Origin of the sequence: Mitsuaria sp. BK041 (genome assembly GCF_014193085.1) — a bacterium.
Taxonomy (GTDB): domain Bacteria; phylum Pseudomonadota; class Gammaproteobacteria; order Burkholderiales; family Burkholderiaceae_C; genus Roseateles.
In genome coordinates this window covers 508,993-531,206 of the sequence record NZ_JACHYT010000002.1, presented here as the reverse complement: position 1 = coordinate 531,206, position 22,214 = coordinate 508,993, and the positions used below count along the sequence as shown (strand labels likewise).

22 protein-coding genes are annotated in these 22,214 nt (G+C 69.8%); 17 read left to right on the top strand and 5 right to left on the bottom strand.

Annotated elements, in window-relative coordinates:
• Positions 1 to 6: 6 nt before the first annotated feature.
• Genes ctaD through FHT38_RS18215 form a run of 5 tightly spaced genes read left to right on the top strand, consistent with a single transcriptional unit; the run spans position 7 to position 3,627 of the window.
• Entirely contained in the window at positions 7 to 1,638 is a 1,632-nt protein-coding gene (ctaD, locus tag FHT38_RS18230; RefSeq protein ID WP_091726864.1) for a cytochrome c oxidase subunit I, read from the top strand.
• A gap of 25 nt (positions 1,639 to 1,663) precedes the next feature.
• Positions 1,664 to 1,783, top strand: a complete 120-nt coding sequence (locus FHT38_RS25100; protein WP_217648442.1) for a cytochrome oxidase small assembly protein — start codon at positions 1,664 to 1,666, stop codon at positions 1,781 to 1,783.
• Positions 1,784 to 1,814: 31 nt separating this feature from the next.
• Complete coding sequence (locus tag FHT38_RS18225; RefSeq protein WP_183492801.1) at positions 1,815 to 2,435, top strand: cytochrome c oxidase assembly protein; 621 nt, start codon at positions 1,815 to 1,817, stop codon at positions 2,433 to 2,435.
• Between the two features lie 30 nt (positions 2,436 to 2,465).
• A complete protein-coding gene (locus FHT38_RS18220) occupies positions 2,466 to 2,717 on the top strand; it encodes a DUF2970 domain-containing protein (protein WP_091726857.1) in 252 nt (83 codons plus the stop codon).
• A gap of 25 nt (positions 2,718 to 2,742) precedes the next feature.
• Entirely contained in the window at positions 2,743 to 3,627 is an 885-nt protein-coding gene (locus FHT38_RS18215; protein ID WP_091726853.1) for a cytochrome c oxidase subunit 3, read from the top strand.
• Positions 3,628 to 3,711: 84 nt separating this feature from the next.
• Here FHT38_RS18215 and FHT38_RS18210 read toward each other — a convergent pair whose 3' ends face one another.
• A complete protein-coding gene (locus tag FHT38_RS18210) occupies positions 3,712 to 3,921 on the bottom strand; it encodes a DUF2909 domain-containing protein (protein ID WP_091726850.1) in 210 nt (69 codons plus the stop codon).
• Here FHT38_RS18210 and FHT38_RS18205 point away from each other — a divergent pair.
• Genes FHT38_RS18205 through FHT38_RS18185 form a run of 5 tightly spaced genes read left to right on the top strand, consistent with a single transcriptional unit; the run spans position 3,920 to position 8,328 of the window.
• Complete coding sequence (locus tag FHT38_RS18205; protein WP_183492800.1) at positions 3,920 to 4,780, top strand: SURF1 family protein; 861 nt, start codon at positions 3,920 to 3,922, stop codon at positions 4,778 to 4,780. The genes FHT38_RS18210 and FHT38_RS18205 overlap by 2 nt on opposite strands.
• The gene (locus tag FHT38_RS18200; protein ID WP_183492799.1) at positions 4,761 to 5,522 is read left to right on the top strand and encodes a hypothetical protein; all 762 of its coding nucleotides are present in this window, start codon (positions 4,761 to 4,763) and stop codon (positions 5,520 to 5,522) included. Before FHT38_RS18205 ends, FHT38_RS18200 begins: the two co-directional genes overlap by 20 nt.
• 27 nt (positions 5,523 to 5,549) lie before the next feature.
• Positions 5,550 to 6,758 carry a heme A synthase gene (locus FHT38_RS18195; RefSeq protein ID WP_091726842.1) on the top strand — a complete coding sequence of 403 codons (1,209 nt, stop codon included), beginning with the start codon at positions 5,550 to 5,552 and terminating at the stop codon, positions 6,756 to 6,758.
• Positions 6,755 to 7,663: a heme o synthase gene (cyoE, locus tag FHT38_RS18190; protein ID WP_091726838.1), complete on the top strand. Its 909-nt coding sequence runs from the start codon at positions 6,755 to 6,757 to the stop codon at positions 7,661 to 7,663. The genes FHT38_RS18195 and cyoE overlap by 4 nt, the downstream gene beginning before the upstream one ends.
• A gap of 47 nt (positions 7,664 to 7,710) precedes the next feature.
• Positions 7,711 to 8,328 (top strand): SCO family protein, encoded by a 618-nt coding sequence (locus FHT38_RS18185; RefSeq protein WP_091731470.1) that lies wholly within the window; start codon positions 7,711 to 7,713, stop codon positions 8,326 to 8,328.
• Positions 8,329 to 8,417: 89 nt separating this feature from the next.
• On the opposite strand, the gene rpoH is transcribed toward FHT38_RS18185, so the two are convergent.
• From rpoH to ychF, 3 genes are all read right to left on the bottom strand, one after another.
• Entirely contained in the window at positions 8,418 to 9,332 is a 915-nt protein-coding gene (rpoH, locus tag FHT38_RS18180) for an RNA polymerase sigma factor RpoH (RefSeq protein WP_091726835.1), read from the bottom strand.
• Between the two features lie 158 nt (positions 9,333 to 9,490).
• The gene (locus FHT38_RS18175; protein WP_183492798.1) at positions 9,491 to 12,256 is read right to left on the bottom strand and encodes a CHASE domain-containing protein; all 2,766 of its coding nucleotides are present in this window, start codon (positions 12,254 to 12,256) and stop codon (positions 9,491 to 9,493) included.
• 114 nt (positions 12,257 to 12,370) lie between these two features.
• The gene (gene ychF, locus FHT38_RS18170) at positions 12,371 to 13,465 is read right to left on the bottom strand and encodes a redox-regulated ATPase YchF (protein ID WP_091726829.1); all 1,095 of its coding nucleotides are present in this window, start codon (positions 13,463 to 13,465) and stop codon (positions 12,371 to 12,373) included.
• Between the two features lie 147 nt (positions 13,466 to 13,612).
• On the opposite strand from ychF, the gene FHT38_RS18165 reads away from it, so the two are divergent.
• The 7 genes from FHT38_RS18165 (at position 13,613) to FHT38_RS18135 (ending at position 20,465) form a co-directional block, all read left to right on the top strand.
• Complete coding sequence (locus FHT38_RS18165) at positions 13,613 to 14,722, top strand: FAD-dependent monooxygenase (RefSeq protein ID WP_091726824.1); 1,110 nt, start codon at positions 13,613 to 13,615, stop codon at positions 14,720 to 14,722.
• Positions 14,723 to 14,762: 40 nt separating this feature from the next.
• Positions 14,763 to 15,542, top strand: a complete 780-nt coding sequence (locus FHT38_RS18160; protein WP_183492797.1) for a DsbC family protein — start codon at positions 14,763 to 14,765, stop codon at positions 15,540 to 15,542.
• 4 nt (positions 15,543 to 15,546) lie between these two features.
• Positions 15,547 to 16,014: a DUF3429 domain-containing protein gene (locus tag FHT38_RS18155; protein WP_183482384.1), complete on the top strand. Its 468-nt coding sequence runs from the start codon at positions 15,547 to 15,549 to the stop codon at positions 16,012 to 16,014.
• A gap of 75 nt (positions 16,015 to 16,089) precedes the next feature.
• Entirely contained in the window at positions 16,090 to 17,856 is a 1,767-nt protein-coding gene (locus FHT38_RS18150) for a M61 family metallopeptidase (RefSeq protein ID WP_183492796.1), read from the top strand.
• Positions 17,841 to 18,998: a DUF3108 domain-containing protein gene (locus tag FHT38_RS18145; protein WP_183482376.1), complete on the top strand. Its 1,158-nt coding sequence runs from the start codon at positions 17,841 to 17,843 to the stop codon at positions 18,996 to 18,998. Before FHT38_RS18150 ends, FHT38_RS18145 begins: the two co-directional genes overlap by 16 nt.
• 60 nt (positions 18,999 to 19,058) lie before the next feature.
• Entirely contained in the window at positions 19,059 to 19,868 is an 810-nt protein-coding gene (locus FHT38_RS18140; RefSeq protein WP_091726808.1) for an enoyl-CoA hydratase, read from the top strand.
• 261 nt (positions 19,869 to 20,129) lie between these two features.
• Positions 20,130 to 20,465, top strand: a complete 336-nt coding sequence (locus FHT38_RS18135) for a DUF4148 domain-containing protein (protein WP_183482374.1) — start codon at positions 20,130 to 20,132, stop codon at positions 20,463 to 20,465.
• 172 nt (positions 20,466 to 20,637) lie between these two features.
• Here FHT38_RS18135 and lysS read toward each other — a convergent pair whose 3' ends face one another.
• On the bottom strand, positions 20,638 to 22,179 hold the full coding sequence (lysS, locus tag FHT38_RS18130; RefSeq protein WP_183492795.1) for a lysine--tRNA ligase: 1,542 nt from the start codon (positions 22,177 to 22,179) through the stop codon (positions 20,638 to 20,640).
• Between the last annotated feature and the right edge of the window lie 35 nt (positions 22,180 to 22,214).

Sequence of the window (22,214 nt, the reverse complement as noted above, 5' to 3'; positions counted from 1 at the left end):
TTTGACATGAGTGCAGTGCTCGACCACCCGACCGGTCATGCCCATGACCATGACGATCACCACGACCACCATGCCCCGACGGGCTGGCGGCGCTGGGTCTTCGCGACCAACCACAAGGACATCGGCACGCTGTACCTGCTGTTCAGCTTCACGATGCTGATGATCGGCGGCACCCTGGCGCTGTGCATCCGCGCCGAGCTGTTCCAGCCGGGCCTGCAGTTCTTCAATCCGGAACTGTTCAACCAGTTCACCACCATGCACGGGCTGATCATGGTGTTCGGCGCGATCATGCCGGCCTTCGTCGGCTTCGCGAACTGGATGATCCCGCTGCAGATCGGCGCGTCCGACATGGCCTTCGCGCGGATGAACAACTTCAGCTTCTGGCTGATGATCCCCGCGGCCCTCATGCTGGTGGGCTCGTTCTTCATGCCCGGCGGCGCGCCCGCCGCCGGCTGGACGCTCTACGCGCCGCTGACGCTGCAGATGGGCCCGTCGATGGACGCCGGCATCTTCGCGATGCACATCCTGGGCGCGTCCTCGATCATGGGCTCGATCAACATCATCGTGACCATCCTCAACATGCGGGCCCCCGGCATGACGCTGATGAAGATGCCGATGTTCGCGTGGACCTGGCTGATCACCGCCTACCTGCTGATCGCGGTGATGCCGGTGCTGGCCGGCGCGATCACGATGACGCTGACGGACCGCCACTTCGGCACCAGCTTCTTCACGCCCTCGGGCGGCGGCGACCCGGTGATGTACCAGCACATCTTCTGGTTCTTCGGCCACCCCGAGGTCTACATCATGATCCTGCCGGCCTTCGGCATCGTGAGCCAGATCGTCCCGGCCTTCGCGCGCAAGCGGCTGTTCGGCTACGCCTCGATGGTGTACGCCACCGCCTCGATCGCGATCCTGTCCTTCATCGTGTGGGCGCACCACATGTTCGCCACCGGCATGCCGGTGACGGGCCAACTGTTCTTCATGTACGCGACCATGCTGATCGCGGTGCCCACCGGCGTGAAGATCTTCAACTGGCTGGCGACGATGTGGCGCGGCTCGATGACCTTCGAGACCCCGATGCTGTGGGCCGTGGGCTTCATCTTCGTGTTCACGATGGGCGGCTTCACCGGCCTGATCTGCGCGATGGCCCCGATCGACATCCAGATCCAGGACACCTACTACGTCGTGGCTCACTTCCACTACGTGCTGGTGGCGGGCTCGCTGTATGCGCTGTTCGCCGGCGTCTACTACTGGGGGCCGAAGTGGACCGGCGTCATGTACTCGGAGACGCGCGGCAAGATCCACTTCTGGGGTTCGCTGATCACCTTCAACGTGACCTTCTTCCCGATGCACTTCCTGGGCCTGGCCGGCATGCCCCGTCGTTATGCCGACTACCCGATGCAGTTCGCCGACTTCAACGCGCTGGCCTCCATCGGCGCCTTCGGCTTCGGGCTGATGCAGGTCTACTTCTTCGTGTTCGTCGTGATCCCGATGATGCGGGGCAAGGGCGCCAAGGCGCCGCAGAAGCCCTGGGAAGCGGCCGAAGGCCTGGAGTGGGAAGTGCCGTCGCCGGCGCCGTTCCACACCTTCGAGACGCCGCCCAAGCTGGACGTCACCGCGACCCGGATCATCGGCTGAGCGCCGCGAAGGAGGAGTGGCAGCGATGGCACCGACGCCCGAGCAACGCAAGAGCAACCTGCGCCTGGCGCTGATCCTGGCCAGCGTGGCCGCCGTCTTCGCGATCGGCTTCGTGGCCAAGATCGCGTTGTACGGCGCGACCTGAGCGCGCCGGCCCCGATCGCCCCGAGATCGCCATGAGCAGCCCGCCCGCCAGCAAGCTCGCCGCCTGGATCCGCCGGGAGAACCTGCGGATGACCGGCAAGCTGCTGGTCGTGGTGGCGGTGATGTCGTGCTTCGGTTATGCGCTGGTGCCGATGTACCGCGCGATCTGCACGGCGCTGGGCATCAACGTGCTGTCGCTGTCCGAGCGCCAGCATGCGGTGCGCGCCGAGGACGTGAAGAACACGCAGATCGACTACAGCCGCCAGATCACGATCGAGTTCGACGCCAACGCCCGCGGCCCGTGGGACTTCAAGCCGGCCAAGCGCCACCTGACGGTCCACCCGGGCGAGCTGACGACGGTGATGTACACCTTCCAGAACATCCAGCAGCGGACCATGTCGGCGCAGGCGATCCCGAGCTACGCGCCCAAGCAGGCGACGCCCTACTTCAACAAGCTGGAGTGCTTCTGCTTCAACGAATACACGCTCAAGCCGGGCGAGCAGAAGGAATGGCCGGTGGTGTTCGTCATCGACCCCAAGATCCCGAAGGACGTGCACACGATCACGCTGTCGTACACCTTCTTCGAGGTGGCGGGGAAGGGCAAGGCGCAGGCGGCGGCGCCGGTGGATCCGAAGGGACGGCCGGGCGCCTGAGCGCCTGAACGCCGGACGGTGGAAACGACGATGGCCGACGAGCTCAAGCCGGGCGAGGATCTGAAGCGGGCGATGCAGCGCCGAGGATCCTTCCTGGGCACGCTGCGGGCGGTGGCCTGGTCCTTCTTCGGCGTGAGGAAGGGCTCGGACTACGAGCAGGATGTGTCGCAGCTCAATCCGCTGCACGTGATCGTGGCGGGGGTGCTCGCGGCGGTCCTGTTCGTGCTGGGATTGATCCTGCTGGTCCGCTGGGTGGTAAGCAGCGGTGCGGCAATGAACTGAGAACTGAGTTCGAGGAGAAGAACGCATGTCGGCAACGACGACTCATGGCAATCAGCCTTATTACTTTGTGCCCGGCCCGTCCCGGCACCCGGCGATGGCCGCCTTCGGCCTGTTCTGGGTGATCCTGGGCGCGGGGCAGTGGGTCAACGGCCACGACTGGGGCAAGTGGTCGCTGCTGTTCGGCCTGCTGTGGTGGGCCTTCACGCTGAAGCAGTGGTTCGGCGACGCGATCCACGAGAGCGAGAGCGGCCAGTACAGCGACCGGATCGACCTGTCCTTCCGCTGGAGCATGGGCTGGTTCATCTTCTCGGAGGTGATGTTCTTCGCGGCGTTCTTCGGGGCGCTGTTCTGGTCGCGCGGCTACAGCATCCCGACGCTGGGCAGCCTGGACAACGCGCTGCTGTGGCCCGACTTCAACGGCCTGTGGCCCAGCGTGGCGGCCGGCGCGACGGCCTCGCCGGCGGGCACGGTGGATCCGTTCTCGACGATGGGCCCGTGGCCGATTCCCACGATCAACACCGCGCTGCTGCTGACCTCCGGCGTGACGCTGACGATCGCCCACCATGCGCTGATCGCCGGCCAGCGCGCCAAGACGATCGGCTGGATGTGGGCGACGGTGCTGCTGGGTTTCGTGTTCCTGTGCTTCCAGGGCTACGAGTACTGGCACGCGTACCAGGAGCTGAACCTGAAGCTGAGCTCGGGCATCTTCGGCTCGACCTTCTTCATGCTGACCGGCTTCCACGGCTTCCACGTGTTCGTGGGCATGCTGATGCTGCTGTTCATCACGCTGCGGCTGATGAAGGGCCACTTCACGCCGGAGCGCCACTTCGGCTTCGAGGGCGCGGCCTGGTACTGGCACTTCGTGGACGTGGTCTGGCTGGGCTTGTACGTCATCGTCTACTGGATGTGATCGCGCGGACCGGCGCGGTCCGCCGCTGAACGACAAAGCGCCGCTCGAAGCGGCGCTTTGTGTTTTCGACCGGTCACTTGCCGGTCACTTGCCCAGGGGCAGCCCGGTCGGATGGATCCAGCCCATCCAGGCGCTGAAGAGGATGAACAGGAACAGCGCCACCGACAGTCCGACGCGCACCGCCAGCGCGCGGGCCATGGTGGCCTTGCCCTTCTGCTTGCGCAGCATCAGGACGCCGGCGGAGAACAGCGCGCCCAGGATGCCGATGAACGCGATGAGGACGATGACTTTCATGGCGGACGATTATTCCCACCGCGACCCGACGCAGCCATCGGGCCGGCCCCGAAGGCGGCATGGCGTCGTGGTGATCGCGACGCTGGCCGGCGTGGCGGCGGCGCTCGCGCTCGGCATCTGGCAACTCGATCGCGCCGACCAGAAAAAGGCGATGCAACGGGCGATCGACGAACGCGGCCTGGAGGCACCGCTGGCGACCGCCGCGCTGCCGTCCGCGGCCGAGCCGCCCGCGCCGGGGCTCGAGCATCGCCGCGCCGACCTTGCCGGGCGCTGGGACGTGGCGCACACGGTCTACCTCGACAACCGGGTGATGGACGGCCACACCGGCTTCTACGTCGTGACGCCGCTGAAACTGGCCGGCCGCGACGAGGCCATCCTGGTCCAGCGCGGCTGGGCGCCCCGCAATGCCGCGCGGCGCGAGGCGCTGCCGCCGGTGGCCACGCCCACGGGCGATGTGCGGATCGCCGGCCGGCTGGCGCTGTCGGCATCGCGCGCCTATGCGCTGGGGCAGGACGCGCAAGGGGGACTGATCCGGCAGAATGTCGACCTCGCGGCCTTCCAGGCCGAGACGGGCCTGCGCCTGCTGCCGCTGGTGCTGCTCCAGACGGAGCCGGACGCGGCGACGGGCGCCGCGCCGGGCGCGGGCGGCGTGAACGGTGCAGATGGCGCGGATGGCCTGCGCCGCCACTGGCCGCCGCCGGCCGTCGACGTCCACAAGCATTACGGGTACGCGTTTCAATGGTTTGCGCTCGCGGCGCTGATCCTGGGTCTTTATGTCTGGTTCCAAGTCCTCGCTCCCCATCGGGCTGGCCGAGCCGCCCGCGCCGACGAATCCGCCGATGAGCAGCGCCATGCGTGACGAGCGCAATGACGGACGCAATAACGTCCACGACGGCGGCGCGCACGGCCAGGACGCGGCCCCGGCGCCGGTCGACACGCCGCTGCCGCCGGACGGCCCGGTGACGCTGGCGGTCCACTCGGTGCCGATGCCCGACCTCGACCCTCCCAAGCGCTCGCGCTGGACGCTGTGGCTGGTGCTGCTGGTCTGCGCGGCGCCGGTGGTCGCGTCCTACTTCAGCTTCTACGTGCTGGACCTGCGCGGCCGCGCCTACGGCGACCTGATCCAGCCCACGCGCGACCTGCCGCCCTCGCTGGCGCTGACCGACCTGAAGGGCGCGCCGGTGGCCGCCGCCTCGCTCCACGGCCAGTGGCTGCTGACCTACGTGCCGGACCGCGCCTGCGACGAGGGCTGCGAGCGCATGCTGTTCATGCAGCGCCAGCTGCGCGAGATGCTCGGCAAGGACCGCGACCGGCTCGACAAGCTGGTGCTGGTGCCGGACGACGTCGCGCTGACGCCGGCGCAGGTCGACGCGCTCACGGCGCATGGCGCGCCGGCGACGGTGCTGCGCGCGCCGCGCGCCGGGATCGAGGGTTGGCTGATGGCCGCGCCCGGGCACCGGATGGGCGAGCACCTGTTCCTGGTCGACCCGATGGGGCGCTGGATGCTGCGCACGCCGGCGACGCCGGAACCGTCCGCGGTGAAGAAGGACCTGGAGCGCCTGATGCGCGCCAACGCCGGCTGGGACAAGCCGGGCCGCTGACGATCGCAAGGAACAGGACCCGCGCGCATGAACGGATTGGCGATCGGTTTCGATTTCGAGCCGCTGCTGGAGCTGCTGGCGATGGCCGCGCTCGTCGGCGCGGTGCCGCTGCTGGCGTGGCAATGGCGCCACCGCGGCGACACGGCCGCGCGGCGGCTGCGCGCGCTGACGGTGCTGGCGACCTTCCTGACCTTCGACCTGATCCTGATCGGCGCGCTGACGCGGCTGACCGATTCCGGGCTGGGCTGCCCCGACTGGCCGGGCTGCTACGGCAGCGCCTCGCCGATCGGGGCGAAGGCCGAGATCCTCGCCGCGCAGACGGCGATGCCCACCGGCCCGGTGACGCACGGCAAGGCCTGGATGGAGATGCTGCACCGCTACATGGCGGGCGGGGTCGGCTTCCTGCTGGTCGTGCTGGCCGGGCTGAGCTGGTGGGTCTGGTGGCGCGGCCGCCGCACCGGCGAGGCCACGCCCTCGCCGTGGTGGGCGACGCTGTCGCTCGCGTGGGTGCTGGTGCAGGGGCTCTTCGGCGCCTGGACCGTGACCATGAAGCTGTTCCCGGCGATCGTCACCCTGCACCTGCTGCTGGCGCTGGGCCTGCTGATGCTGCTGGCCTGGCAGGCCGAGTCCTACGCGCCCAAGCCGCTGCGCTGGCCGGCCGGTCTGCGGCGGGCGGTGCTGGCCTTCACCGGCCTGGCGATCGCGCAGGTGGCGCTGGGCGGCTGGGTCAGCACGAACTATGCGGTGCTGGCCTGCCAGGATTTCCCGACCTGCCAGGGGCAATGGCTGCCGCCGACCGACTTCCAGCACGGCTTCACGCTGTGGCGCGAACTGGGGCGCGGCGCCCATGGCGACTGGTTGCCCTTCGAGGCGCTGACCGCCATCCACCTGGCGCATCGCGCCGGCGCGATGGTGGTGTTCGCGGCGCTGCTGGCGCTGGCCTGGGCGCTGTGGCGCCAGGACGGGCAGAGCGGCCCGGGCGGCCAGGGCGCCGGCGGCGAAGGCCGCCGCTGGGCGCGCCGCCTGCTGGCGGTGGGCGGATGGCAGCTGGCCTCCGGGCTGTCCAACGTGGTGCTGGGCTGGCCGCTGGTGGCCGCGCTCGCCCATACCGGCGGCGCCGCGGCGCTGCTGCTGATGTGCGCGATCCTGCTGGCGCGGCTGCGTGCCGGCAGATCGTCGACCGTGATCGAGCCGGCGGCGCAGCGCGCCGGCCTCCTGACGATGGGTTCGAAATGAGTTCCGCGACGCAGGCCGCCATGCCCTCCCGCTGGTGGCAGTTCTACCAACTGACCAAGCCCAAGGTCGTGCAGCTGATCGTGTTCTGCGCGGTCATCGGCATGGCGTTGGCGATCCCCGGGCTGCCGCAGGGCGACGAGTGGGTGCGGCTGATCGCCGGCACGGCCGGCATCTGGCTGGTGGCGGGCGCCGCGGCGGCCTTCAACTGCCTGATCGAGCAGCACATCGATGCCAAGATGAAGCGCACCGCCTGGCGCCCCACCGCGCGCGGCGAGCTCAGCCGCAACCAGACGCTGCTGTTCTCGGCCGGGCTGTGCGCGCTGGGCTCGGCCATCCTGTACCTGCTGGTGAACCCGCTGACGATGTGGCTGACCTTCGCCACCTTCGTCGGCTACGCGATCGTCTACACCGTCATCCTCAAGCCGATGACGCCGCAGAACATCGTGATCGGCGGCGCCTCGGGCGCGATGCCGCCGGTGCTGGGCTGGGCCGCGATGCGCGGCGAGCTGGGCGCCGAGGCCTGGCTGATGTGCCTGATCATCTTCCTGTGGACGCCGCCGCACTTCTGGGCGCTGGCGCTGTACCGCAGCGAGGACTACCGCAAGGCCGGCCTGCCGATGCTGCCGGTGACGCACGGCAACGCCTTCACGCGGCTGCAGATCTTCCTCTACACCTGGATCCTGTTCGCGGCGACGCTGCTGCCCTTCCTCACCGGCATGAGCGGCTGGCTCTACCTGGCCGCGGCGATCGTGCTCGGCCTGATGTTCTGCCATCACGCGTTCAAGCTCTGGAAGGCCTATTCGGAGGCGCTGGCGCGCAAGACCTTCCTGTTCTCGATCCTGCACCTGTCGCTGCTGTTCGGTGCGCTGCTGCTGGATCACTACCTCAGTCCCTGGCTCGGCTGAGCCGCGGACGCGCGCGCTGGCGACCTTCCTACGGATCGGATGTGCTGATGATCTCGCGACGTTTTCTCGGACTGGGCGCCCTCGGCGCGGTGGGCGCGGCGCTGCTGGCGGGCTGCGACAAGCTGGGTTTCTCCTCGGCGCCCAAGGCCAGCTTCCAGGGCGTGGACCTGACCGGCGCGGCCTATGCGCGCGGCTTCAGCCTGCCGGACCAGAACGGCCGCACCCGCACCCTCGAGGACTTCAAGGGCAAGGTGGTGGTCGTGTTCTTTGGCTTCACCCAGTGCCCCGACGTCTGCCCGACGACGCTGGCCGAACTGGCCCAGGTGAAGAAGGCGCTGGGCGCCGACGGCGACAAGGTGCAGGGCGTGTTCATCACCGTCGACCCCGAGCGGGACAAGCCGGAACTGCTCAAGGCCTACCTGGAGAGCTTCGACCCGGGCTTCGTCGCGCTGCGCGGCTCGCCCGAGCAGCTCAAGGACGTGGCCAAGGAGTTCAAGATCTACTACGCCAAGGTCCCCGGCAAGACGCCCGACAGCTACACGATGGACCACACCGCCGCGAGCTTCCTGTTCGACCCGCAGGGGCGGGTGCGGGTGTTCTCCCGGTATGGCGCGGGGGCGACGGCGCTGATGTCGGACATCAAGGCGCTGATCGCCGGCCAGTGAGCGCGACCCCGCAATGAAGAAGGCCCCGCATCGCGGGGCCTTTCTCGTGGTGCTGGCGACGGTCGCCAGCGGGCGGCCGTCTGGAGGGCTCAGGCGGTCTCGGCGACCATCGCCTTGCGCATCTTCTTCATCGCCGCGACCTCGATCTGGCGGATGCGCTCGGCGGAGACGCCGTATTCGGCGGCCAGTTCATGCAGCGTCATGCCGCCCGAGCCGTCGTCGTTCACCTTCAGCCAGCGCTCCTCGACGATGCGGCGGCTGCGCGGATCCAGCACCTCCAGCGCCTGCTGCAGGCCGTCGCTGGCCAGGCGGTCGCGGGAGCGCGACTCGATCACGCGGGTCGGCTCCTGCGTGTCGTCCGCCAGGTAGGCGATCGGCGCGAAGGTCTCGCCGTCATCGTCGGTCTGCGGCTCCAGGGCCACGTCGCCGCCGGACAGGCGCGTCTCCATCTCCAGCACGTCCTCGCGCTTGACGTTGAGCTCCTCCGCCACGCGGGCGATCTCGCTTTCGGTCAGCGACGCGCGCTGCTGGTTCTCGGCGCCTTCCTTCAGCGCATGCTTCATCGAGCGCAGGTTGAAGAACAGCTTGCGCTGCGCCTTGGTCGTCGCGACCTTGACCATGCGCCAGTTCTTCAGGATGTACTCGTGGATCTCGGCCTTGATCCAGTGCATGGCGTACGACACCAGGCGCACGTTCTGGTCCGGGTCGAAGCGCTTGACCGCCTTCATCAGGCCGACGTTGCCTTCCTGGATCAGGTCGCCCTGCGGCAGCCCGTAGCCCAGGTACTGGCGCGAGATCGACACCACCAGGCGCAGGTGCGACAGCACCAGCCGGCCGGCCGCTTCCACGTCGCCCTTTTCCTTCAGGCGCGTGGCGTAGTCCTTCTCTTCCTCGGCCGTCAGCAGCGGGACGCGGTTGATCGCCGTGATGTACGCATCCAGGTTGCCGAGCGACGGCACCAGGGACCAGGGATCGCGCACCTTCAATGCAAGGCTGTTGGACATGTGTTCGTTTCTCCTGTCTCGGGCCGGTCTTCCGGCTCGATGGCTGGGGATATTAGCACTCATGGGCGGCGAGTGCTAAAGCTCCCAAAAACAGGTCAGTCCGGGAAGGGCTACCTGCCTAAATCAGTGTGAACTTGCCGTCTTAGGACCGACTTAAGTTATTGATTTGCCGAAGAAACCGGCAGCAGGAAGCTGAAGGTGGAACCCTTGTCCGGCGCGCTGTCCACCTGGAGCTGGCTGTCCATCAGCGCGAGCAGGCGCTGCGTGATGACCAGCCCGATCCCGGTGCCCTCGATGGCGCCGACCTCCCGGCCCAGGCGGTTGAAGGGCTGGAAGAGCTGCGTCTTCTGGGCGTCGCTGAGGCCGGGGCCGGTGTCGGCGACGCTCAGTTCGACCATCGAGTCTGCGACCCGCCGGGCGCGGAGCCACACCTGCCCGCCGGGACGGTTGTACTTGACCGCGTTGCTGAGCAGGTTGGTCAGCACCTGCTTGAGCCGGGTGGCGTCGGCGCGCAACTCGCAGGCGTCGGAGTCCAGTTCGACCTCGATCGACACCCCCAGCCGCCGCCGCTGCGACTCGACCATCGCCAGGCTGTCCGCCGCGATCGGCTCCAGGTCGAGGTGCTCGATCCGCACGCGCAACTGGCCGGCGTCGAGCCGCGACAGGTCCAGCGTGTCGTCGATCATCTGCAGCAGGTGCCAGCCCGACTGCTGGATCTGCGCCAGCCAGCCGCGCTGGCGGGGGCTGAGGATGGGGTCGTGGTCGGCCTCGAGCAGCTGGGCGAATCCCAGCATCGCGTTCAGCGGCGTGCGCAGCTCGTGGCTCATGCGCGAGAGGAACTCATTCTTGGCGCGGTTGGCGGCGAGCTCGGCCTCATGCACGCGCTCCAGTTCCGCCAGCCGCAACTGCTCGCCGATGTCCTCGACGACGCCCAGCAGCCGGTAGGGCTGCCCCTGGGCGTCGCGCAGCAGGCTGACGGTGGCGCGCACCGTGATGACCTGCCCCTGGGCGCCGAGGTAGCGCTTGATGCGGCTGTAGCGGCCGAGTTCGCCGCGGATCAGCGCCATGCCCAGCCGGCTGTCCTCCGCCCGGTCGTCAGGGTGGGTGATCGCCATCACCGAGCGCGCCTTCAGTTGCTCGACGCTCATGCCAAGCAGCTGGCAGAAATAGGGGTTGATCTCCTGCGGCCGCGCCTGGAGGTCGCAGGACACCACGCCGATGGGCGCATGCTCGACGATGGTCCGGAAGCGCTCCTCGCTGTCGCGCAGCCGCAGCCGGGCTTCTTCGACGCGACGCGCCACGCGGGCCGTGGTGCCGGTGATGGTGAGCAGCAGCAGGCCGAGCAGCGCGGTGCCGGTGAGGCCTGCGATCGCGAAGGGCAGGGCGGTGCTGCCCTCGAGCGCCGGCAGGCCGGTGGGGCTGTAGACGACCAGGCGCCAGGCCCGGCCGGCGAAGTCCAGTTCGCGCGACTGGCTCGGCAGCGCGGCGGGCAGTTGCAGGCAGCGCGCGTCGCCGGCCAGCAGCGGGCGCTGGCCGCCGGGCGTGGCATCGAGCAGGCAGTAGTCGAGCCGGCTGGCGCGGGCCGGCAGGGCGCCGCGCAGCAGCGCTTCCGGGCGCAGCGTGGCGAAGGCCACGCCCAGCGGACGCCGCGGACGCCCGGTCGCGTCTCGCGGCTCGGTCGAACCGCCCTCGTACAGCGCGCGGTAGACCACCACGCCCATCAGGGTCACGCCGACGTCCTGCGACAGCGGGAAGCTCTCGGTGGCCGCCGGCTGACCGGTGGCGATGGCGCGGTCCTGCGCCGCGCGCGCCTGCGGAATGCTGCGGATGTTGGCGCCCATCGCCGCGCGGTTGCGGCCATAGGGCGCGATCAGGCGGATGGGCAGCAGCTGGTCGCGGTCGGGCGGCAGGTCGCCGGGCCGGCGGCGCTCGAAGACGCGGTAGTTGAGGTAGCCATCGGCCTGCGCCGCGCGCTCGAATGCTGGCACGTCCTGTGGCCGCAGCAGCGGCGCCCAGCCGACTGCGTGCACCGCGCCGCCGGCGCGGGCGCGCTCGGCATGGGCGCGCTCGAAGTCGGCGCGGCTGATGTCCGGGGCCACCAGCAGCAGGCTGTGGTTGGCCTCCAGCGCCGTCAGCGGCATGGACAGCGTGTCGGCCAGCGTGTTCAGCGCGTTGGTCGCCTCGAGCTCGAAGGCATGGCGGCGGCGGCCTTCCTCGTTGTCGGCGACATGCCGGGTGGCGGCGAACAGCAGCGCGCAGGTGACGGCCAGCGGCAGCGCCACGCTGAGCCGGCGCGGTGCCCAGTGCCGACGCGGCAGGCCGAACAGCGCCAGCGACACCGGTGCGCCGATCAGCACCCCGATCGCATCGCCGATCCACCAGGCCAGCCAGTGCGACGCGATCTGCGACGGCCCGATCGCGCCGGTGAGCCACAGCGCCGCGACGCCGATGCTCGGCGCGACGAGGCAGGCGACGCCGGCGGTCGCGGCGAGGAAGCGCAGCAGCTCGGCGGGCTCGCACAGCGGCGGATGGGGGCCGGTCCAGCGCCGGGCCAGCGCCGCGCCCAGCCAGGCCTGCAGCGCGCCGCCGACGGCAACCAGCAGGGGCTGCAGCAGGTCGAGGTGGCCACGTTCCATGCCGATGGTCAGGCTGACGGCCGCGCCGCCCAGCGCGATGCCCGGCAGCACGGCCGGTCCCCAGCGCAGCGCCGCGGCGACCGCGAGGCCCGCGGCGGGATAGATGGGCGAGACGAAGTCGGGCGGCAGGATCAGCCGCAGCGCCAGCACGCCGAGGACGGCGTAGGCCAGCGCGAGGGCGGCATTCAGCGCCGCGAGCCGCGCCAGCGAGCGCCGCGGCGGCGAATCCTCCGGCGCATGAGGACCGGGAGCGGCGGCGACGTTCGTGGAAGAAGGCGCTTCGGTCATGGGCACCAGCGTAGCGCCGCTGTGCGCATGGCGACACGCAGACTTGCCCGGTCCCGGGAGCCTGTCACGCGAATCCCCGGCACCCCACCGAAGCGAGGGGGCGGGGGCGCCCGGTCAGACGTTGAACAGGAAATTCAGCACGTCGCCATCCTTGACCACGTACTCCTTGCCTTCCGCGCGCATCTTGCCCGCGTCCTTGGCGCCCTGTTCGCCCTTGAACTGGATGTAGTCGTCGAAGCCGATCGTCTGCGCGCGGATGAAGCCGCGCTCGAAGTCGGTGTGGATCACGCCCGCGGCCTGCGGCGCGGTGTCGCCGACGTGGATGGTCCAGGCCCGCACTTCCTTCACGCCGGCCGTGAAGTAGGTCTGCAGGCCCAGCAGCTTGAAGCCCGCGCGGATCAGGCGGTTCAGGCCCGGCTCGTCCTGGCCCATCTCGGCCAGGAACAGCGCGCGGTCCTCGTCCTCCATCTCCGACAGCTCGGCCTCGGTCTTCGCGCAGATCGCCACCACCGGGCCGTTCTGCGCCGCCGCGTATTCCTTCAGGCGGTCGAGGAAGGGGTTGTTCTCGAAACCGTCCTCCGCCACGTTGCCCACGAACATCGCCGGCTTGGCCGTGATCAGGCACAGCGGCTTGAGCACCACCAGCTCTTCCTTGCTGAAGTCGATCGTGCGCACCGGCTTGCCCTCGTTCAGCGCCGCCTCGCACTTCTTGAGCACCTCCACCAGGCGGGCCGCGTCCTTGTCGCCGCCGGCCTTGGCCAGCTTCTGCGCGCGCTGCAGGCCCTTCTCCACCGTGCCCAGGTCCGCCAGGCACAGCTCGGTCTGGATCACCTCGATGTCCGAGATCGGATCGACCTTGCCGTTGACGTGGATCACGTTGGGATCCTCGAAGCAGCGCACCACGTTGACGATCGCGTCGGTCTCGCGGATGTGCGAGAGGAACTGGTTGCCCAGGCCTTCGCCCTTGGACGCGCCCGCCACCAGGCCCGCGATGTCCACGAATTCGACGATCGCCGGCACGATGCGCTCGGGCTTGACGATCTCGGCCAGCTTCTGCAGGCGCGGGTCCGGCAGCTCGACGATGCCGACGTTGGGCTCGATCGTGCAGAAGGGGTAGTTCTCGGCGGCGATGCCGGCCTTGGTCAGCGCGTTGAAGAGGGTGGACTTGCCGACGTTGGGCAGGCCCACGATGCCGCATTTGAGGCTCATGGTTGGCTTTCGGGGGAAATGCTGTTCGGGCCTGCGGCGACGCGCGCGGGCGAAACCGCCATTTTAGTCAAGCCGCCAGTCCGCAGCCGACGCCCGCTCAGCCATTGCCGGCGATCGGGGCCGTCCCGCTGCCTACAATCCCGGCCCATGGAAAAGTTCGACGTCCTGGTTCGCGGCAGTGGCTGCGTCGGCCGCAGCCTGGCGCTGGCGCTGGGCGCCCGCGGCCTGCGCGTGGCGCTGCTGGCCCGGCCGACCGCCCCGCGGTCCTCCGCCGATGTGCGCGCCTATGCGCTGAATGCGGCGTCGGTCGCGCTGCTCAGCCGGCTGCGCGTCTGGGAAGGCCTGGCCGAGGACGCCCGCACCCCCGTCCACGACATGCGCATCCACGGCGACCGCGCGGGCGCCGAGCTGCACTTCAGCGCCTGGCAGCAGGGCGCCGGCGAGCTCGCCCACATCGTCGACGCGGCCGCGCTGGAGGACCAGCTCGATGCGGCGCTGCGCTTCGCCCCGCATGTGCAGCGCGTCACCGAGGCGGTGCCCGCCACGCTGCAGGCGCTGTGCGAAGGCCGCGACACCGGGGCCGCCGAGGAATTCGGCGTCCATTACGAGCGCCACGACTACGGCCACCTGGGCGTCGCCGCCCGGCTGGTCGCCAGCAAGCCGCACCAGGGCCAGGCCTGGCAGTGGTTCCGCTCGCCGGACGTGCTGGCGCTGCTGCCCTTCGACCGGCCCGAACCGGGCCATGGCTATGGCCTGGTCTGGTCGCTGCCGCAGGAGGAGGCCCGCCGCCTGCTCGCCGCGGGCCCGGCTGAATTCGAATCCGCCCTGCTGGAAGCCACCGGCGGCGCCGCGGGCACGCTGCGCCTGGCCGGTGACCGCCAGGCCTGGCCGCTGCAGCTGTGCCGGGCCGACCGGCTGTGCGGACCGGGCTGGGTGCTGCTCGGCGATGCCGCCCACCTCGTCCACCCGCTCGCCGGCCAGGGCCTGAACCTGGGCCTGGCCGATGTCGAGGCGCTGGTCGACGTGATCGCCCGGCGTGAATCCTGGCGCAGCCTCGGCGACGAGAAGCTGCTGCGCCGCTACGCCCGGGCCCGCGTCGCGCCGACCTGGGCGATGGGCGAGCTCACCGACGGCCTGCTGCGCGGCTTCGCCAGCCAGGCGCCGGTGATCGCCCGGCTCCGCAACGAGGGCCTGCGCCTGGTCGACCGCGCCGGCCCGCTCAAGAAGTGGCTCACCGCCCGCGCGCTCGGCCATTGACACGCCCGCGCCGCCTCCCGACCGTCTTCGAAAGTCCCCCATGAAGTTCACGACCTTCCCGATCTCCCGCCAGTCGCTGGCACTGGCCGCGGCGCTCGCGGTGCTCGGCCTGACCGGCTGTTCGGCCCAGGCCAACGAGGACACCATCCGCAAGAACCTCGCCGCGGCGATGCCCAAGGAGATCAAGATCGACGAGGTCCGCCCCAGCCCGATCGCCGGGCTGTGGGAGGTGCGCATCGGCAACGAGATCCGCTACAGCGACGCGAGCGGCCAGTACCTGATCGAGGGCGACATCCTCGACCTCAAGAACCGCCGCAACGTGACGCAGGAGCGCCTGGAGAAGCTCTCTTCGGTCGATTTCGCCTCGCTGCCGCTCAAGGACGCGATCGTCTGGAAGAAGGGCGACGGCAAGCGCCGCATCGCCGTCTTCGCCGATCCGAACTGCGGCTACTGCAAGCGCTTCGAGAAGTCGCTGCAGGAGGTGGACAACATCACCGTCTACACCTTCGTGATCCCGATCCTGGGCGGCGACTCGCCCGAGAAGTCGCGGGCCGCCTGGTGCGCCAAGGACAACACGCTGGCCTGGCGCAACTGGATGATCGACGGCGATGCGCTGCCCAAGGCCGAGGCCGCGTGCGACGTCGCCGCGATCGACCGCAACCTGGCGCTGAGCCAGAAGATCCGCGTGACCGGCACGCCGGCGATCCTCTTCGAGGACGGCACCCGCGCGCCGGGCGCGCTCAGCCCGCAGCAGCTCGAGAAGCGCCTGCAGGCCGTCCAGGCCCCGGACAAGGCCGACAAGACCCCGAAGAAATCCTGATCCGATGAACGACCGCACCGCCCACACCGCCCCGGCCCATGCCGGCTCGGCCGCCGTCAACCCGATCGCCTTGCGGCTCGGCTACGCCGGGCTCATCCCCTTCGTCCTGGGCGCGGCGCTGGTCTGGCTGGTGCGCGCGGACGCCCATCCCTACGTCACCGACGGCCTGTCGCGTTACGCGGCCATCGTGATCAGCTTCCTCGGCGCCATCCACTGGGGCCTGGGCTTCCGCCAGACCATCCCGTCGCCGGCGCCCTTCATCTGGGGCGTGGTGCCGGCGCTGCTGGCCTGGATCGCCTCGACGATGCCGCCCTACGCCGGGCTGGTGATCGAGGGCTTCCTGCTGATCGGCTGTTATGTCGCCGACCGCAAGCTCTATCCCTCGCTGGGCGCGTCGGCCTGGCTGACGCTGCGTTTCCGGCTGAGCGCGATCGCCGCGCTGAGCTGCTTCATCGCCGCGCAGGGCACCTGAAAACCCTGATCGGCGCCTGAACGAGAACCGCCCAGCCGCATGCCGCGGCGGGCCCAGGCTTGGTAGGCTGTTCCCATGACCGCAAGCCCCACGATCCACTACCGCATCGCCGTCGCCGACCCGCATGCGCACCGTTTCGAGGTCACCCTCACCGTGCCGGCGCCCGAGCCGCGCCAGGCCCTCAGCCTGCCGGTCTGGATTCCGGGCAGCTACCTGGTGCGGGAGTTCTCCCGCCACCTCGGCGCCGTCAGCGCGCGCCAGGGCAACCGCGAGGTCCTCGTCACGCAGACCGCGAAGAACCGCTGGGAATTCGACTGCGCCGGCCGTGGCGCGCTGGTCGTCAGCTACCCGGTGTACGCCTTCGACACCTCGGTGCGCGCCGCCTTCCTGGACGCGCATCGCGGCTTCTTCAACGCGACCAGCCTGTGCCTGCGCGCGCACGGCAAGGACCAGCTGCCGCACCGCGTCGAGCTGAGCGGCCTGCCGGCGGGCTGGGAGGTCGCGACGGCGATGGCGCCCATCGAGGGCGCGCCACTGCAGTTCGAGGCCGCCGACTACGACGAACTGGCCGACCACCCCTTCGAACTGGGACCGTTCTGGCGCGGCGAGTTCATCGCCGGCGGCGTGCCGCATGAGTTCGTCGTCGCCGGCGCGCTGCCGGTGTTCGACGGCGAGCGGCTGCTGCGCGATGCGCAGAAGCTCTGCGAGGCCCAGATCGCCTTCTGGCACTGCGGCAAGGGCAAGCCGCCGATGTCGCGCTACGTCTTCCTGCTCAACTGCACCGACGACGGCTACGGCGGCCTGGAGCACCGCGCCAGCACCGCGCTGATCGCCTCGCGGCGCGACCTGCCGCGGCTGGGGCAGGTCGAGGTGTCCGACGGCTACGTCAAGCTGCTGGGCCTGATCAGCCACGAGTACTTCCACACCTGGAACGTCAAGCGGCTGCGCCCCGACGTGTTCGAGCGCTACGACTACGAGCAGGAGAACTACACCGAGCTGCTGTGGTTCTTCGAGGGCTTCACCTCCTACTACGACGACCTCTTCCTGGTGCGCATCGGCCTGATCGACGAGGCCCGCTACCTGAAGCTGATCGCGCAGACCTTCACCCAGGTGCTGGGCGCGCCGGGGCGCAAGCACCACAGCGTGGCGCGCTCCAGCTTCGAGGCCTGGACCAAGTACTACCGCCAGGACGAGAACACGCCCAACGCGGTGGTCAGCTACTACGCCAAGGGCGCGATGGTGGCGCTGGCGCTGGACCTGTCGCTGCGCGGCGCGGAGAAGAGCGACAAGCCGGCGTCGCTGGACGACCTGATGCGCGGCCTGTGGAAGGACACCGGCGGCGGTCCGGTCGACGAGGCGCGCATCCTGGGCAAGCTCGCCGACCTGGGCGGCGAGGCGATCGCGCAGACGCTGTCGACCTGGGTGCATGGCACCGACGACCTGCCGCTGCCGCAGTTGCTCGAGCGCATGGGCGTGCGCTGGTGCCTGGACAAGCCGACGCTGGCGCAGCGGCTCGGGTTGCGGGTGTCGGAGAGCGACGGCGTCGTGACGGTCAAGCAGGTGCTGCTGGACAGCGCCGCGCTGGCCGCCGGGCTGAGCGCCGGGGACGAGATCCTCGCCTGCAACGACTGGCGCGTGCGCAAGCTCGATGACCTGCCGCTGACGCTCAACCACGTCGATCCGCAGCGCCTGGAGCTGCTGGTGGCGCGCGACCAGCGCATGCTGTCGCTCGACCTGACGCTGCCCACGCAGGACAGCGCCGCGCGGCCGGTCTGCCTGGGCCTGCTGGAGAAGGCGCCGGCACGGGCGCAAAGCCTGCGGCGCGCATGGCTGGGCGGCTGAACGCCGCTTCCGGCGACGTCGGCAGAGGGCCGCGCCTGCGCCGCGGCACCGCCGCGCTGGGCGGGCTGACGGCGGCCGTGCTGGCCGCCCACCTCTGGCTGCTGAGCGGCGCCCGCGAGCTCCACGAGCGCTGGATGCCGGACACGCCGGAGCCGGACCGGATCGAAGCGGTCTTCGTCCAGGAACTGAAACCGGCCGCGCCGCCGCCGCCGGCCACCCCGGAGAAGGCCGGCCCGCCGGGCACGCCCCGACGGATCGTCCCGTCCATCCCCTCGCTGGGCGAGGGCCCGGCGCCGCTGCCGCCCGATCCCGTCGCCAGCGAGCCGCCGCCGGAGCTGCAGGCCCTGGCGATGCCGCCGGCCCTGGCGGTGTCCGATGCGGTCGGCGAGTGGACGCCCGGCATCGAGTGGCCGCTGTCGACCGAACTCGACTACCGCCTGACCGGCGACTACCGCGGCGCGGTCCACGGCGACGCGCGCGTGCAATGGCTGCGGGACGGCTCGCATTACCAGGTCCACCTCGAGGCCTGGATCGGCCCGAGGATCGCGCCGCTGATGTCGCGCCGGCTGAGCAGCGACGGCGAGATCACGCCGCTGGGCCTGCTGCCGCGGCGCTTCGACGAGGTCACCGGCGGACTGGCCGGCGGCAACCGGCAGCTGACGCTGCGCTTCGAGGACGGCGGCGTGCGCATGGCCGACGGCCGCCGGGAACCGATGCCCGATGGCACGCAGGACGCGGCCAGCCAGTTCGTGCAGTTCACCTGGCTGTTCCTCACCGGCCGGCAGGCGGCGCAGGGCGACCTGTTGATCCAGCAGTCGCTGGCGCTGCCGCGCAATCTCCACCTGTGGCGTTACCGGGTGACCGGCCTGGAGGAGGTCGCGACGCCGCTGGGGCCGATCCCGGCCTGGCATGTGGACTCGGACATGGACGACACCCGCGGAGACATGCAGGCCGAGTTCTGGCTGGCGCCGTCGCTGCAGTACCTGCCGGTGCGGGTGCGACTCTGGCAGAACCGCGCGAAGGACCCGCGCACGCACATCGACCTGGTGCTGAAGGCGCCGCCGAAGCAGGCCTTGGCTCCCGCGACGGCCGCGCCCGCCGCCAGCGCCGCGGTGGAGGCGGCGTCCACGGCGGGTCGGTGAAGGCGCGCTCCCGGACCAGCGCCCTATAGTTGCCGCCATTCCAAGTTGAAGGAGACCTCCATGATTCAAGCCCTGACCGGCGTCGCGTTCGAGAACATCCTGGTCGAGGTGGCCGGCACCGGCGACCGCAAGACCGGCGTGATCCGGCTGCATCGCCCCAAGCAGCTGAACGCGCTGAGCGATCCGCTGATGGACGAGCTGGGCCGCGCGCTGCTGGCCTTCGACGCGGACGACGGCATCGGCTGCATCGTGTTGACCGGCAGCGAGCGCGCCTTCGCCGCGGGTGCGGACATCCCGACGATGGCGCCGCACACCTTCATGTCGGCGTTCAAGAGCGGGCTGATCTCTAAGAACTGGGAGACCATCCTGCAGGTGCGCAAGCCGGTGATCGGCGCGGTGGCGGGCTTCGCGCTGGGCGGCGGCTGCGAGCTGGCGATGATGTGCGACTTCATCATCGCGGCGGACACGGCGCGCTTCGGCCAGCCGGAGATCAAGCTGGGCATCATCCCGGGCGCCGGCGGCACGCAGCGCCTGCCGCGCGCCGTCAGCAAGAGCAAGGCCATGGACATGCTGCTGACCGCGCGGATGATGGACGCGGCCGAGGCGGAGCGCGCCGGGCTGGTGTCGCGCGTCGTGCCCGCCGAGCAGCTGATGGCCGAGGCGCTGACGGCGGCGGAGACGATCAACGGCTTCAGCGGGCCGTCGACGATGCTGATCAAGGAGCTGGTGAACCTGGCCTACCAGGGTGGGCTGAAGGAAGGCGTCGCGATCGAGCGCCGCCACTTCCATGCGCTGTTCGGCAGCGACGATCAGCGCGAGGGCATGGAAGCTTTCCTGGCCAAGCGGGCGCCGGTCTTCAAGCACAGCTGAAGGGGAAGGGCTTGCACAGGCTGCTGGCCCTCACCCCTTCCCTCTCCCGCAAGCGGGAGAGGGGGTCATACCGGTGGCGGTGCGCTTCTTCCCCCAATCGGCCGTGGAGGGTCCCCATCATTGCGGACCCCGATTGAAACAATCCTTGATCCCGATCGGTGTACGGTTCGCACACCAGCGTAGGATTGTTGACGATCCTTGAATGGATCTTTCCAGAATACCTAGTGTTTCCCCTGAGGTCTGGCGCCTAGAGTTCAGCCCATGGACGACGCGGAGTGCGGAGTCCGGTGCCACGAACCGATAGGAACCGCCATGAACACGCTGACCAAGACCGCCCTGATCGCCGCCGCTTTCCTGAGCGCCAGCGCCACCTTCGCCGCCGAGCCGGTGGAAAAGACCCGTGCCGAAGTGATCGCCGAACTGCAAGCCGCCCGCGATTCCGGCGAAGTCGCCGCGCTGAGCGCCGAGCAGGCCGGCGTCGGTGCCCTGAACAACGGCATCAACGCCCCGACGGCCACCCAACTGGCTGCCAAGGCCTCCGCCCAGAAGACCGCCGCCAAGAAGGGCGCGTCGAACGAAGGCAACGCCGCCAAGTAAGGCGTGCCGCTTCCCCCTCGACACTGCCGGGCGCACCGGCCGGCCAGGGGGAGGCCAAAAGGAAAAGGGACACCTCACGGTGTCCCTTTCTGCTTTGGGGCCTTCTTTTCTTACTCCCTCTCCCGCTTGCGGGAGAGGGCAGGGGTGAGGGCCAGCGGCCGTCCGCCTTCGCTCACCCCTCGCGCCGCAGCGCCGGGAACAGGATCACGTCGCGGATCGACGGGCTGTCGGTGATCAGCATCATCAGCCGGTCGATGCCGATGCCGCAGCCGCCGGTCGGGGGCATGCCGTACTCCAGCGCGCGGATGAAGTCCGCGTCGAAGAACATCGCCTCCTCGTCGCCGGCGTCCTTGTTGGCGACCTGCGCCTGGAAGCGCGCGGCCTGGTCCTCGGCGTCGTTCAGCTCGGAGAAGCCGTTGGCGTATTCGCGGCCGGTGATGAACAGCTCGAAGCGCTCGGTCAGGGTCGGATCCGTGTCCGACGCGCGCGCCAGCGGCGACACCTCCACCGGGTAGTCGACGATGAAGGTCGGCTCCCAGAGCTTCTCCTCCACCGCCGCCTCGAACAGCCCGAACTGCAGCGCCGACAGTCCCCAGTGCGCCGGCGCCTCTTCGCCCAGCGCCTTCAGCCTGGCGCGCAGCACCTGGGCGTCATCGGCCTCGGCCTCGCTCACGCCGGCGTGCACGATCAGCGACTGGCGCACCGACAGCCGCGTGAATGGCTTCTCCAGATCCACCGGCTTGCCGGCGTAGCTCACCACCGCGCTGCCGGTCGCGGCGCGGGCCGCGTGGCGGATCACTTCCTCGGTGAAGCTCATGACCTCCTGGTGGGTCCAGTAGGCCGCGTAGAACTCCATCATCGTGAACTCGGGGTTGTGCCGGACGCTGATCCCCTCGTTGCGGAAGTTGCGGTTGATCTCGAACACGCGCTCGAACCCGCCCACCACCAGGCGCTTCAGGTAGAGCTCCGGCGCGATGCGCAGGTACATCTCCTGGTCCAGCGCGTTGTGATGCGTGATGAAGGGCTTGGCGTTGGCGCCGCCCGGGATGGGGTGCAGCATCGGCGTCTCGACCTCGAGGAAGCCGTTCTCCACCATGTACGAGCGGATCGACGACACCGCCTTGGAGCGCGCCACGAAGCGCTCGCGCGCCTTGCCGTCGGAGATCAGGTCGGCATAGCGCTGGCGGTACTTCTGCTCCTGGTCGGCCATGCCGTGGAACTTGTCCGGCAGCGGGCGCAGCGACTTGGTCAGCAGCCGCAGCGTCGTGACCTTGACCGACAGTTCGCCGGTGCGGGTGCGGAAGAGCGTGCCTTCGGCGCCGAGGATGTCGCCCAGGTCGAAGTGCTTGAAGTCGTTGTAGACCTCCTCGCCCAGCGCGTCCTTCGAGAGGAACAGCTGGATCGCGCCGGTGGCGTCCTGCAGCGTGGCGAAGCTGGCCTTGCCCATGATGCGCTTGAGCATCATGCGGCCGGCCACCGTCACGGCGACGGCCTGCGGCTCGAGTTCCTCATTGGGGAGCTCGCCGTACTGCGCCTGCAGCGGCTGGGCGCGGTGCTGGGGTTTGAAGTTGTTGGGGAAGGCCGCGACGCCCTTGGCCTGCGCCTTCTCGCGGATGGCGGCGAGTTTCTCGCGGCGTTCGGCGATCAGCTTGTTGTCGTCTTGCGCGGGCGCTGCTTGGTCGGCGCCGGTGTGGGGGGCTTGGGGCTGGCTCATCGTGGACCTGGAAAAAGCTGGGCGCGATTTTAGGC